This window comes from Sodalis glossinidius str. 'morsitans' (assembly GCF_000010085.1).
In the GTDB taxonomy this organism is placed as follows: Bacteria; Pseudomonadota; Gammaproteobacteria; order Enterobacterales; family Enterobacteriaceae; genus Sodalis; species Sodalis glossinidius.
Window position 1 is genome coordinate 2497404 of sequence record NC_007712.1, and the last position, 11842, is coordinate 2509245.

Annotated in this window: 12 protein-coding genes and 2 pseudogenes; 5 read left to right on the top strand and 9 right to left on the bottom strand. The window is 53.9% G+C overall.

Features of this window, described 5'->3' with window-relative positions:
- Positions 1-36: 36 nt before the first annotated feature.
- Both SGP1_RS24190 and SGP1_RS13205 read right to left on the bottom strand, forming a co-directional pair.
- Complete coding sequence (locus tag SGP1_RS24190; protein ID WP_050747637.1) at positions 37-243, bottom strand: hypothetical protein; 207 nt, start codon at positions 241-243, stop codon at positions 37-39.
- A gap of 284 nt (positions 244-527) precedes the next feature.
- Positions 528-923: a hypothetical protein gene (locus tag SGP1_RS13205; RefSeq protein ID WP_148203499.1), complete on the bottom strand. Its 396-nt coding sequence runs from the start codon at positions 921-923 to the stop codon at positions 528-530.
- A gap of 84 nt (positions 924-1007) precedes the next feature.
- Here SGP1_RS13205 and SGP1_RS25680 point away from each other — a divergent pair.
- A pseudogene (locus tag SGP1_RS25680) lies at positions 1008-2894 on the top strand (2-oxoacid:acceptor oxidoreductase family protein); the annotation flags it as partial.
- A gap of 11 nt (positions 2895-2905) precedes the next feature.
- On the opposite strand, the gene SGP1_RS29775 reads toward SGP1_RS25680, so the two are convergent.
- Together SGP1_RS29775 and SGP1_RS30800 are read right to left on the bottom strand one after the other, a co-directional pair.
- On the bottom strand, positions 2906-3085 hold the full coding sequence (locus SGP1_RS29775; protein ID WP_148203500.1) for a hypothetical protein: 180 nt from the start codon (positions 3083-3085) through the stop codon (positions 2906-2908).
- 330 nt (positions 3086-3415) lie between these two features.
- Positions 3416-3577: a hypothetical protein gene (locus SGP1_RS30800; RefSeq protein WP_158302387.1), complete on the bottom strand. Its 162-nt coding sequence runs from the start codon at positions 3575-3577 to the stop codon at positions 3416-3418.
- A gap of 22 nt (positions 3578-3599) precedes the next feature.
- Between SGP1_RS30800 and SGP1_RS13220 the strand changes: the two genes are divergently transcribed.
- Positions 3600-5342: a collagenase gene (locus SGP1_RS13220; protein ID WP_158302388.1), complete on the top strand. Its 1743-nt coding sequence runs from the start codon at positions 3600-3602 to the stop codon at positions 5340-5342.
- On the opposite strand, the gene SGP1_RS27540 is transcribed toward SGP1_RS13220, so the two are convergent.
- Together SGP1_RS27540 and SGP1_RS24205 are read right to left on the bottom strand one after the other, a co-directional pair.
- Complete coding sequence (locus SGP1_RS27540) at positions 5296-5490, bottom strand: hypothetical protein (RefSeq protein ID WP_158302389.1); 195 nt, start codon at positions 5488-5490, stop codon at positions 5296-5298. The genes SGP1_RS13220 and SGP1_RS27540 overlap by 47 nt on opposite strands.
- 7 nt (positions 5491-5497) lie before the next feature.
- On the bottom strand, positions 5498-6736 hold the full coding sequence (locus SGP1_RS24205) for a pentapeptide repeat-containing protein (protein WP_050747641.1): 1239 nt from the start codon (positions 6734-6736) through the stop codon (positions 5498-5500).
- A gap of 351 nt (positions 6737-7087) precedes the next feature.
- Here SGP1_RS24205 and ttcA point away from each other — a divergent pair, with 351 nt between their 5' ends.
- Positions 7088-8149, top strand: coding sequence for a tRNA 2-thiocytidine(32) synthetase TtcA (ttcA, locus tag SGP1_RS13230; RefSeq protein ID WP_011411315.1), 1062 nt, complete (start codon positions 7088-7090; stop codon positions 8147-8149).
- Positions 8150-8667: 518 nt separating this feature from the next.
- Here ttcA and zntB read toward each other — a convergent pair.
- The 3 genes and pseudogenes from zntB to SGP1_RS29780 form a co-directional block, all read right to left on the bottom strand.
- A pseudogene (gene zntB, locus SGP1_RS13235) lies at positions 8668-9397 on the bottom strand (zinc transporter ZntB).
- Positions 9398-9458: 61 nt separating this feature from the next.
- The gene (locus tag SGP1_RS24215) at positions 9459-10196 is read right to left on the bottom strand and encodes a hypothetical protein (RefSeq protein WP_148203501.1); all 738 of its coding nucleotides are present in this window, start codon (positions 10194-10196) and stop codon (positions 9459-9461) included.
- On the bottom strand, positions 10189-10443 hold the full coding sequence (locus SGP1_RS29780) for a hypothetical protein (RefSeq protein WP_148203502.1): 255 nt from the start codon (positions 10441-10443) through the stop codon (positions 10189-10191). The genes SGP1_RS24215 and SGP1_RS29780 overlap by 8 nt, the downstream gene beginning before the upstream one ends.
- A gap of 387 nt (positions 10444-10830) precedes the next feature.
- On the opposite strand from SGP1_RS29780, the gene SGP1_RS13245 reads away from it, so the two are divergent.
- Entirely contained in the window at positions 10831-11142 is a 312-nt protein-coding gene (locus SGP1_RS13245; protein ID WP_041866993.1) for a helix-turn-helix domain-containing protein, read from the top strand.
- Positions 11143-11692: 550 nt separating this feature from the next.
- Entirely contained in the window at positions 11693-11815 is a 123-nt protein-coding gene (locus tag SGP1_RS35170; RefSeq protein WP_279379385.1) for a hypothetical protein, read from the top strand.
- Positions 11816-11842 lie beyond the last annotated feature (27 nt).

Here is an 11842-nt window from a genome sequence, read left to right on the forward strand (position 1 = left end):
TCAGCACCGCGTTGGCGCGGCCGTGCAAGCCTTAGGTCAGCACGTTGAGCCGGGCGCCAGCGTGAGTTTTCCCTGCATCACCACCGGCGCCGACATGCCATTCACAGCCAGACGCTGTAAGGTGAGTTGACGATCGTCCAGGGTCAATTCGGCGGCCAGCTTGTCGCCCTGATAAATCAGCCGGGTTTGCGCCCCCGCATGCGTCAGGGTAAGACCGCTGCCCCACGCCTGCCACGGCGCCACCGTCAGACGATCGATGTTAACGGTGAACGCCGCCAGCCGGGCCGGCCGTCGAGCTGAAGATGCAGATTAGCGGGCAGCACCCATTTGGCCACCGTCGGCAACCAGCGCTACAGAGTAAGCCATAGCGCTAAAAGCAGGAGAAATAGCAGCGCCAGCATCAGCGCAATGTTGCGCCAGAGCCGGCGAAAAGCGCCAGGCGGCAATGGTGTCAGGGGCATGACGATCCTTGTGGGCTGATAGACCCGCCAACAATAACATATCCTAGACGAGTACTATATTGCCAATTACCAACGCCGCTTGGCCGCTGCATTGTACCTGTACGGGTCATCTGCTACGCTCGCCGGATGATCAAGAAGACGAAATAATGAAAGTCGCCGTTTGGAGCCATCCAGCTGCAATGCGGCGGTCAGCGTGCCGCCCACGCAGCTGCAGGCGGCCTGTTCTTCCTGACTCAGCACCGGATGCGGCATGCGTACCGCCGTCCCCTGTTGCTCGGGTTCGTCATTGACACTTGGATAGCTGCTGCACGCAACCAGTAACAGAACTGAGATCGCCAATACCCACCATGATAAGTCATCAAAGGGCTCCGCAAGGATGGAATAGGAATCGTCTGGAACAGCCAGTGTAGCGGTAGCAAACGCTTTCGTCGAGAACCTGCCCGGTGCCTTTACACTTCTCACATCTTTTCCTACCCGGTAGGCATCACACAAAAGCTAAAATCCCCCAGGATGTGTGCTGCTATACTAGCGCCAATGGACGCCTTCGCCGCCGGCACCTGTGAGGAGGTAATTGATACATTGCTGACCCGCGGTGAAAAGGTCGGCGTGGTCTAAAGTGCGGCTGTTTCGTCCCTTCTCCGCCCGCCATCTGCTGGCGTTCATTCCAAAGACAGCCCGAGCCATTGCGGTGCTCGATCGGACCAAAGAGCCGGGAGCCAAGCGGAACCGCTGTATCTCGACGTGATGACCGCACTGGCGGAAGCCTATAGCCGTGGTGAGCGCGACACTCTGCCGCGAACCATCGGCGGCCGCTTTGGGCTGTCGTCGAAAGAGTTCGATCCGCCCTGCGTGCTAGCGGTGTTCCACGAGCTTACGCTTGCGACGCCGCGACCGCGTTTCACCGTCGGTATTTATGATGACGTCACCCACCTTTCACTTCCGCTGCCCGAGGCAACGCTGCCGCGCCAGTCCCGGCTGGAAGCGCTATTTTACGGTTTGGGCAGCGATGGGTCGGTTTCAGCAACAAGAACTCCATCAAGATCATCGGTAACGGTACGCCACTCTTTGCCCAAGGCTATTTCGTTTACGACTCGAAAAAGGCGGGGGGGTTAACCGTTTCCCATCTGCGGGTCAGCGAAAAACCGATCAATTCGGCCTATTTGGTGGGCCAGGCGGACTTTGTCGGCTGCCACCAGTCGCAATTTATCGATAAATATCAAATGGTGGAACGTCTGCGCCCCGGCAGTATTTTCCTGATGAATACACCTTACGGCGCCGATGACATCTGGGCGCGGCTGCCGCAAGAAGTGCAAGCGCTGCTCAATGAACGCCAGGAGCGCTTTTATGTTATCAATGCCCAGCAGATCGCCCGCGAATGCCGGCTCGGTGCGCGCATCAATACCGTCATGCAGATGGTTTTTTTCCAGCTATCGGGGATTTTACCCCCAGACGTGGCGTTCAACGCTCTGCAACAGGCGGTAGCCAAAAGCTACAGCAGCAAAGGACAAGAGCTGGTTGAGCGCAACTGGCAAGCGCTCGCGGCAACGCGCGAAGCGTTATTTAACGTACCACTGCAGCCGGTCGATGGCGCGAGTCTCGTGCGGCCGCCTGTCGTTTCCGACGCGGCGCCGGATTTCGTCAAAGTCTTGACCGCCACCATGCTCGCCGGTTTGGGCGACTCCCTGCCCATTTCTGTGCTCCCCCCGGACGTCAGTTGGCCCATGGGGACCACGCGGTGGGAAAAACGTAATATTGCCGAGAAAATACCGCTGTGGCAGCCGTCGCTATGTACCCAATGCAACCACTGCGTCGCGGCCTGTCCTCACGCCGCCATTCGCGCCAAAGTCGTCGCGCCCGAGGCGCTGGAAAACGCGCCGGCGGGCCTGGCGTCTTTGGATGTGAAGGCGCGCGATATGCGCGGTCAGAAATATGTGCTGCAGGTGGCGCCAGTTTGGCGAACAGGGCAAGCGCAAGGCACGCAAAGATCTTGGCGTAAGCATGATGATGTACGGTCATGTCTATGTGGCGCAGATTTCATTAGGCGCACAGTTAAATCAGACGGTTAAGGCCATCCAGGAAGCGGAAGCATATCCGGGGCCGTCGTTAATCATCGCCTACAGCCCCTGCGAAGAACATGGTTATGATCTGGCGTTGAGCCATGATCAGATGCGTCAATTGACCGCCACCGGCTTCTGGCCGCTTTACCGCTTCGATCCCCGTCGCAGCGAAGAAGGCAAAGTGCCGCTGGCGTTGGATTCCCGGCCGCCCTCAAGCGATCTTACCGCCACGCTGCTTAACGAATAACGCTTCCGCCGGCTCAATACCCAGCAGCCGGACGTCGCCAACGCGTTGTATCAGGCAGCAGAGAAGGAGCTGAAACAGAAATATGATTTCCTGGCGCGTATGGCCGGTAAGGCGGAAACCTCCGGTTGACGCCGCGACATTCACTGAACGGTTATCACGCGCGCAGGTGGGGGTCCACACCGCTCTCCCACCCGCGCGCCGCCGGATGAAAACGCTTTCTCCTCCCGTCGCGCCCGCAGGGTTCCCCAGGCGCTGGCATCCATTCCGCCAGCTTGGCATCGGGCCATTGCCGCTTTACATTCCCCACCGCGCGTTTTCATTTCCTTAATCGGTCCCCAATGTGGCTTATCAAGCTCGTGAGGCCGATAAAATTGCTGCTGGCAGGCAACAGAAATCGTTGAAGGAATAAGTCACCCAGTGGAACCTGCAAGGCGCCGGCACCATGGCAACAGTAACCCTTGCTCTTCTGAATAGGGAAACCGATCGTTACGTTAGCGACACAGACCGGCTCACGCCCGGGTTGCGGGCACCTCGACTTTATAATCGATACCAATTACTTGCCGACGTGAACAACTTGACGTCGGACAATGTCGTCAGGCGCGGGTCGCTTTCATTTACCCTTTAACACCTTCAGGAGAATGCATGTACTTTCAGGCAACGCTCGCGTCAAATAACGCTATGGCCAGCAAACAATTCTCGACGTCGAACTCATCCCCAGCGCCATCATCGCCAACGACCAATATAGTCTCGTCTTCGGTTGCAACCAGCGAGACCCCCCCGTCGCCGGCCACCGCACATTGGGAACCACGCATCCACTATCGGACAACGCGGTCATTGTCCACTTTAGACGAGAGCGGTACGGCAAAAGCAACGGAAAAAAGCGTTGCCAGCCCAAGCCAGGTAGACCGTGAACAGCTGATGAAGGATCTGCGCAATAATAAGGAGCTGTTCTTGAAGACGAGCTATGGCCATAGCCCGCAAAAGCTGCTCCTGACGGCGCAAATGCTCGAAGAAGACCTTAAGAAACCCGACAAAGATATCACCGCGCTGCGTCTATTGACCAAGTACATTGAAAGCGACTATAAACGCGTCAAAGATAACGTCTCCCCTTCACCCACGCTTGCTCAGGCACGCAAGGCCGCAAGCGGTGCGTTGTCCCGTCTCGGCAGCTATCTGGCCGCTGAAGTCCCGCGCACGGCGGGGCAAGACCCCGCGATGATGACGCTGACCGAAACCTGGTTAACCGCGCTGGCTGAAAAAATGCGGCAGCAACCGAAAGCGAACCACCTTAAGAAGAACTCGCCCGCCTTGGTCAAATTAATTCGCTTTCTTCTGTTAGATCCGTCCCGGCGCATCGGTGATTACACCTGTTATTGCTGTTTTAGCTTGCTCTGCGACCTGATTTCTTACGTCCCAAACCCTAGCCGCGACAGCCGCTTTTTGTCTCGGAAGCAAACACAGCTGCAAGCCATGATAAGCCAGTCCATTACACAATCGTTGGCGCTTGCCTCGGCATCACCGCAGAATACATACGCGCTGGATCACCTGCGTCGTGCAGTGAATGCGTTTACCGCCATGACCGTCAGGGAGAAGTTTTACCATCCCAATGGCTACAGTGCGTTGCTGGCGCAGCACGACCAGATGCTGGCGGAATGGATGCGGCCCTATCAAAACTTGCCGGCGCACTGTTCGCTGCGTGAAGACATTCGCGGGGTGTTGCTGAAGTATGTGGAAGATACCGGGCGATATCCTGAAGACTATCCCGCTTACGCCTTTCACGGCTTGTTCAAACTCCTCAAAGAGAGCGACGTTCTTCCCTATGCCATCCCGCTCCCCTTAGGCGGTCGGATGTTATCACAGCACAAAATTGACCCGGCGGCGCAACAACGGATAACCGTAGGTATGCAAAGTCTTATCAATAAATTTTGCTCGCTTTTTGGCATGACGCCTGTCGCGGATGATATTTCCCGCCCGCTCGACATTATCGTCCTGTCGGATAGAGCGCACTATGAGCGCTACGGCCATTACCCTTTCCGTATTGATACCAATAACGGCGGTATCTATATCGAGGGCCAACCCCAGGATCCGCGTAACCAGCCGCGGGTATATGTTTATTGCCGGGACGGCGAAATCGAAAATTTCCTTCATGAAATCGTGCATTACCTCGATGGTAGATTTATATGTTACGGCAATAACACTTATCTGTCGCCTGAGCGCATCACTTTTTGGCAAGAAGGGTTGGCGGAATTTCTCAGCGGTAAAAATCGCGCGCTGGCCATGGCAACGCTGCAGCGAGCCCCTGTCTATATGCGCCCGAGTTTGGACGAAATCGTCGACATTGATATCTATTCGGCAAACGGGCATACGGATCGACTCTATGTCTGGCCCTACTTCGTTTTTGACTATTTAGACAGCGATCCTGAGCGGCGCACAATCTTGTTCGCAATGGCTAAAGCATTACGTCAACCAAACCACGGCGCCGAATTTGCCAGCGTGTTAGCCGATTTTGTCACGCGCCATGGCAGTCCGTTCAACGCGTGGTTGAACAAACAGGCTGAGGTGGCCAACGCTGGTTGACGGAGACTACGCCCAGGCGATAGTGAAGCACCACCTTGCCGTTGGCGTCGAACTGATACACCCGGTTCGCCCATAATTCGCTTATTGCCAGCTGTTTTTCCAGACTGACTAATTTGACGCTTGAATAGGCCTGTTTCGTGGTGGCCATAAATAGCCTATTCAGGGCAGGATTCAAATATAAGCGTGCCATGACGTCTGTAATATTTTTCTCGCTCAACCTTCAGTACGTAAAGTGCTATCCGGCTTTCGTTGAGGTAAAGCGCATACAGTATTTTCGCCTGCTGCGCCGAAGTCGTGTTTGGGCATGCATAGATAACCTGAGCGATAGTCTGAATAAACGCGGCATTATGGTCAATCATTATTTCCGGGTAACGGCTGAAGGTATCGAGCATCATCCGCAAAACGTCTTGTCGTTGCCGGCGCATAATCCTGTCGTAGGTGCCGATAAATTGCGAGCAAATCTCTTGTAACCAGTGGGCAATATCCGGTTCATCGTAATAGGGTGTACTGGACAAGATAGTCAACAGCGAGGGGGCAACCGACGTCAAAGAATTGCTGGTCTGCTGTAGAGAATCCATAATTTGCCGCAACAACGCAATCTTTAGCGATCGATACAGCGAGTTAAGACTGTCTATCTCCTGGAGAACACCGTGCCCAAGGCGATCGCCAGCACCTAAATAAATATCAATGGTGTACCGGCTCCAGCCGGCCGACAAATCCAACGTGATTTCCCTGTCAATGATGGCGCCTTTGAAATTAGTCTCGCTAATACTGTCAAGGCTTATCTTGGCACCGCTAAGATTAGCATTGTTAAGACAAGTATCGCGCAGATTGGCATGTCGGAGGCAGGCACCGCTCAGATCGACATTTCTCAGATGGGCGCCACTTAAATCCACATACCTCAATTTGGCGCCATTAAGGACAGCATGGTCCAGTTGCGCCTGAATCAAATTCGCATGGCGCAAGTCGGCTCTGTCCAAACAGGTATTATCCAATTGGGTAAAATACAGCGTGGCGTGGCGCAGATCGGCCCGCTTCATTTGACAATGGGCCAAATTCGCGGGGCTGAGGTCGCTTTGACTCAATCTCACCTCCATCATACTGACCCGTTTGAATGTGCTTCGACGTAGATTGGCGGCGGTGAGATTAAACCCGGCGGGTAAGTCCATCTGATTTATCACAATATGCGGTAATTCCAACCTTCCGATATGACGGTTGCTGACCGCCATCAATCTCAACAAAGCCAGGTATTTGCCCCGTTGCCATTTGTCTTTCTTCTCAGCGCTGATGTCATCAGGTATGACGTGGCTTAACATCATCCTGGCCGTCAGTTTCGCGGCAAAGGCCGGTGTTTGATCTGAACTCTCCGATGGGTGCGTCTCTGCCTTGAACATAGTCCCCTCCACGTTCGTGCTTTCCTGATTGACAGCTGGCCGTAGTCACCTGAATGTGTCGCGTCATCGGACGCCCAGCCCGCAATGGTACTCAAACCGTTACGCCCGCATGACATCACCGGGTCTCCAAGGCGCTATGCCGCAGCCCTCCTGCCGCGTCGGCTGAGATATCACGCCTGTCTCTACGCTGCCACCCCGGTGACAGGGTTACTAACATAGCGATTAATGGGAGTGGACAAAATATCCGTGCAGCTGCTGAAATTTTGCCTGTCGACGTTGGCATTATCGCGTACAATCCGTACCATACGCCGGTCATTGCGCGCAGATTGAGCATCTGGCGCGCGCAACGTTATGAGGAAGGCAAAGAACGCCGTGGTCATGCAAAAGCAGCAATACAACATTAACAAACTTCAAAAGCGCCTGCGGCGCCACGTCGGTCAGGCCATCGCCGATTACGCCATGATTGAGGAAGGCGATCGCATCATGGTCTGTCTCTCCGGCGGCAAGGACAGCTATACCCTGCTTGAAATTTTGCGCAATTTGCAGCAAAGCGCGCCGGTCAATTTCTCTCTGGTCGCCGTCAATCTGGACCAGAAACAGCCTGGCTTTCCGGCGCACGTATTGCCTGAATATCTCGCGGCGCAGGGGGTGGAATACCATATCGTCACCGAAGACACCTATCACATTGTCAAAGACAAAATCCCCGAAGGTAAAACTACCTGCTCGCTGTGCTCGCGCCTGCGGCGGGGGATTCTTTACCGCACGGCCACGGAACTGGGCGCCACGCGGATAGCGCTCGGCCACCATCAGGACGATATTTTGCAAACGCTGTTTCTGAATATGTTCTACGGCGGCAAGTTAAAAGGGATGCCGCCCAAGCTGATGAGCGATGACGGCAAGCACATAGTCATCCGGCCCCTGGCCTATTGTCGCGAAAAGGACATTGCCCGTTTCGCGCAGGCGCGGCAGTTTCCCATTATTCCGTGCAATCTATGCGGATCGCAACCCAATCTGCAGCGCCAGGTTATCGGCGATATGTTGCGTGACTGGGATAAACGCTACCCCGGCCGCAGCGAGACGCTGTTTCGCGCGATGCAAAACGTAGTGCCTTCGCATCTGAGCGACACGCATTTGTTTGATTTCAAAGGTCTGATGCAAGGCAGCGCGGTGGTGGACGGCGGGGATATCGCCTTTGATCGTGAATCCTTTCCTGCTCAGCCGGCAGGCTGGCAAGATCTGATGGATGATGACCTGCCCGTGTCGTCACGGAATGACAATTGGACGTGCTCAAACTGCGCTGAATACGCTCAGTCGGCCCCGCCTACGCAGCAGCGCAAGGCGTTAACGGGGCCCCAGGCGCGCATCGCGGGAGCGCCTGTCATCCCCCTAGCAACAAGACATCCCCCCTGGTAGCATTAGAAAAGATGCGGCGGCGGATCGTTGGGGATAGGATCAGTCGGAATGCTCATTCGGTAGCAGATAATTGCGCTGCGGGCCGTGCAGGACTGGTTCATCATTGTGCTTCCTCTTTCTTTCTATGCGTCACAGGGTTGACGCGCCATAGCTAACGGCGTGACGCTAAAGGCCGGCTTGCACCGGCTGCCGCCATGGCTTTCACGGCGTGCTCTCTTAAAGCGTAGTAAACATTACGCGTCACAACAAGCGGGAGACAGGCCATAGGGGTCGGGATTACCGCTTCTGGTTCGCGGTGATGGCGGGTGCAGATAAAAAAATGCCGTGCTATTCACCCGGCATCATCTGAATTAAATACGCTATGCAATAATTCAAAAAGAAAGTAAGACAATACGCCCATCGCTTGACGTTGCATTCACCTGCGGAAGTGATCATGCCTCATATTGCGATCACTATTATTGATATTGCTCAATTTTGGAGCCAAAAAGACGTCACATCCGCTTGCACGGCGCCCATAACTATAACCATCTACGCTGTTTTAACCACCAGGCAACACCCCCTATCACTAACACCAGGCAAAATAGCGCAAACCTATAGCGCTCGCTATTACCCGGAATGTCCCCCAGGTTTACGCCAAACAGCCCGGTCAGGAACGTGGTCGGCAAAAATATCATTGCCATAAGCGACATGGTATAGCTGCGTCGGTTGATGGCCTCCGCCATCAACGAGTTTATTTCATCGGCGACCACGGCAGTGCGCGCAATCGCGCCGTCGATGTCGTCCAGCCCGCGTCCTAGACGGTCCGCAATATCCTGCATCCGCCGACGGCCATCGTCCGTCATCCAGGGAAGATGTTCACTGGCCAGCCGGGAAAAAACATCCCGCTGCGGCGTCATGTAGCGTCGCAGGACAATCAACTGCTTGCGCAAATGCGAAAGCTGGCCGCGGGGCGGGATTTGCTGATCCAGCAGATCGTTTTCCAGAGCGATGATCTTGTCATGCAATTCTTCAATGAATTCGCTGGTATGCTGTTGCCGGCCAAGGCTTCGCGCACCGGATCGGGAATCAAGGGCGAGCGGTTGAGCCAGTCGGCACTGCCCGGTGCTCCACGTCTAAATGGAGCCAGCAGGTGCCACCGCAATCGGCGATGGCCTTATCCTCAATCGGCATCATTCCACCCTGCCCGTCAAGCTGCCCGGCGTAAACGATTTCAGAAAAATTAAGCGTGTTCTCCTCTGACAGATCCAACATTCCGCACCTTTGTTAACCATGAGTAGGCTCCAGTATAACCATTTTCACACAGGTGAGATCAGGATGATAAGGCCTCCTCCCGTCCTGCCAGTTCACGCAGGCAATCCTGCGCTGCCGGCAACAACGGTGCGCCGATACCGCTTCGGACCAGCGCCGCGGGGCTACCGTAAAAACCGCCGGCGGAAATTTTTATTTCCCCCGCCAACCGCACGGCGAAAATGACCAGTTGGACATCTTCCTCCACCGCGCCCCAGTCTTCTCCCTCCGCCGGCTGCCACGACGGCAGCGTTACGCGGCGCCAGGCCAGCGGGCTGCGGATACGGTGGGCATCCAGCAGTAAAGGCCCGCTGAGTTGCAAATCCGGCGGTAGATGGGCTATCGCCGTCCCGCGAATATTAAGATAACCGTTTACCTTTAGCCCGACGGGCAGCGTGGAGACAGGCGTACTTTCCAAATCAAGGGAATCCTCGAAACGGCTGTGGGCCGCCAGTTCGCGCAGCGGTGTGTTTTCCAGAAATAAAGGGCCGCCGACGGTCAGCCCCGAAGGCAACGCCGTTACCGACGTATCTTTTAAATCCAGCACCTCACCGACGCTAAGCATGCCGGGTAATTGCCTGAGTGGACAGCCGGTCAGCAATAAAGAGCCGGCCACCACCAAACGTTCCGGCAATTGGGCGATGCCGCTGCCGCGTAAATCCAGATGGCCTCTCACCACCAAAATCCCGTCGGGCGTGAAAAAGAAACGCACTTTCCTGGCGACCAACAGGTCAATAAGCGTCGGCAATCGCTTATCCATAGCGGACCTCCCCAGGCTGACGTCGCCACATTCCCAACGGTCCAGGCGCCCCCTGAGGGGCGAATGCCCGGGTAAAAACGCAGCGTAACGGCAGACGCTCGCCTGCCGGCGGTACTGCGGTGCCGTGCAATCTAGCGCGCCAGGCATACTCTGGAGCCAGTCGGCGCAGGGCAGTATCATCGCCGCTTGGGCGGCCTGGCCAAACGATGCAGCGGCGGAGAAAATCGATAGAGGTTGCAATCGCCATGACAGCTACTCCTGAAATGTCACAGTGGAGTCGTAATAACAGGCCGGAACGCGGGCGCGCGGATAACTCGCAATGCCGCCGGCTGACGCTGCGGTTGGCACCGTTAAATAATTGATTGAAAGTCGTCGCTCGTTTCATAAAATAATCACGGTGAATAACTATCGCCCCGAGCTCAATTATCCTTATTATTAAATAAGTAAATTAGTAATTATTTAATTTTATTCATTCTAATGCACGCACCTAAATGTTATCGTTTCAAGGTGGCCTGATGGTCATTGAAACGATAAAGCTTGATGAAATTAATGAAACTTTCAAGGACATGGCAAGGTTTATTCTCTTCGCCTAACAACATTATTACTATAAACTGGTTAATCGGTGGTCCTATTTATGACGGAACAATTTAATGATCGTTTAAAAGAAGCCCTTTTCGCCCGCGGTTTCAACGCTGCTGAACTGGCCCGAATAATCGGTGTGTCAAATGGTTATATGTCTAATTTATTATCCGGCTACATCGCTCGTCCGCACAAGCATCTTATCAGCATTGCTGAAGCGCTCCGGGTACGGCCTGAATGGTTACTTAACGACTATGGCGATCCCAATATTGATGATAATAAGCATTTGGTTGAAGTACCGTTGTATAAATTTGTACACAATGAATCAGAAGAAATGTTATATAAAAATCATAATTACCTGAGATAGCGCGGCTGCCGCATTCTGACGGTCTTTACGGCGTACAAATACCACCTAATGAAATATTTGCAAACTCAGCCTTAGCCGTAGCCGTAATTAATGAAAAACTCAAAGGCAGCGGGCTTTTTTTGCTGCGCGACGGCAGTGCGCTAACCCTTTCAACGCGTATCGATGATATTACGTCAATTCGCTGGATTCATCATACGCCCCAGGAGCCCGATATGAATAATTGCACAGTACTGGGTCGAGTTGTGTTTTTTTTGATTATATTGAATAAAGGATTTGATAAAATGATTTTATAAAAAATAGCTAATAATATTAGTTACCGAGTAAAAAAGGGGCCATATTTTTCGCGACAGCGCCGACAACCTGGTTAGAAATCATCTCATCGATTTTTTTCTACCCACGATCGTCATACCATTCTGGTTTCATGCTCGTTAAGCCCGCTGGATTTGAACCGCTATAATAGAGTTCACCATATTCATTGTACTGTTCACTTTATTTGTATCGTCGCTACTGATAGCCATTTTCCTGTCACCAAAACTCGATAATCTGGATCATGATGTTCTTTGCAACCCGCATGACGCTGGGCGAAATGCTGCATTACATCCTGCCAAACTATCTGTTCAAAGTGGTGTACTCGTTGCTGGTATGTATACCCATTACCTTCATTCTTCTCTAATGGCATCCGCCGCGAGTTGTTTAAATA

Excerpts from the sequence above, each read along its gene's own strand:
- SGP1_RS29780 (WP_148203502.1), bottom strand. The coding sequence starts at position 10,443 with ATGGCGATTGCAACCTCTATCGATTTTCTCCGCCGCTGCATCGTTTGG.
- SGP1_RS29775 (WP_148203500.1), bottom strand. The coding sequence starts at position 3,085 with ATGAAAACGCGCGGTGGGGAATGTAAAGCGGCAATGGCCCGATGCCAA.
- ttcA (WP_011411315.1), top strand. The coding sequence starts at position 7,088 with ATGAGGAAGGCAAAGAACGCCGTGGTCATGCAAAAGCAGCAATACAAC.
- SGP1_RS35170 (WP_279379385.1), top strand. The coding sequence starts at position 11,693 with ATGATGTTCTTTGCAACCCGCATGACGCTGGGCGAAATGCTGCATTAC.
- SGP1_RS24215 (WP_148203501.1), bottom strand. The coding sequence starts at position 10,196 with ATGGATAAGCGATTGCCGACGCTTATTGACCTGTTGGTCGCCAGGAAA.
- SGP1_RS30800 (WP_158302387.1), bottom strand. The coding sequence starts at position 3,577 with ATGCGTGGTTCCCAATGTGCGGTGGCCGGCGACGGGGGGGTCTCGCTG.
- SGP1_RS27540 (WP_158302389.1), bottom strand. The coding sequence starts at position 5,490 with ATGGCCACCACGAAACAGGCCTATTCAAGCGTCAAATTAGTCAGTCTG.
- SGP1_RS13245 (WP_041866993.1), top strand. The coding sequence starts at position 10,831 with ATGACGGAACAATTTAATGATCGTTTAAAAGAAGCCCTTTTCGCCCGC.
- SGP1_RS24205 (WP_050747641.1), bottom strand. The coding sequence starts at position 6,736 with ATGTTCAAGGCAGAGACGCACCCATCGGAGAGTTCAGATCAAACACCG.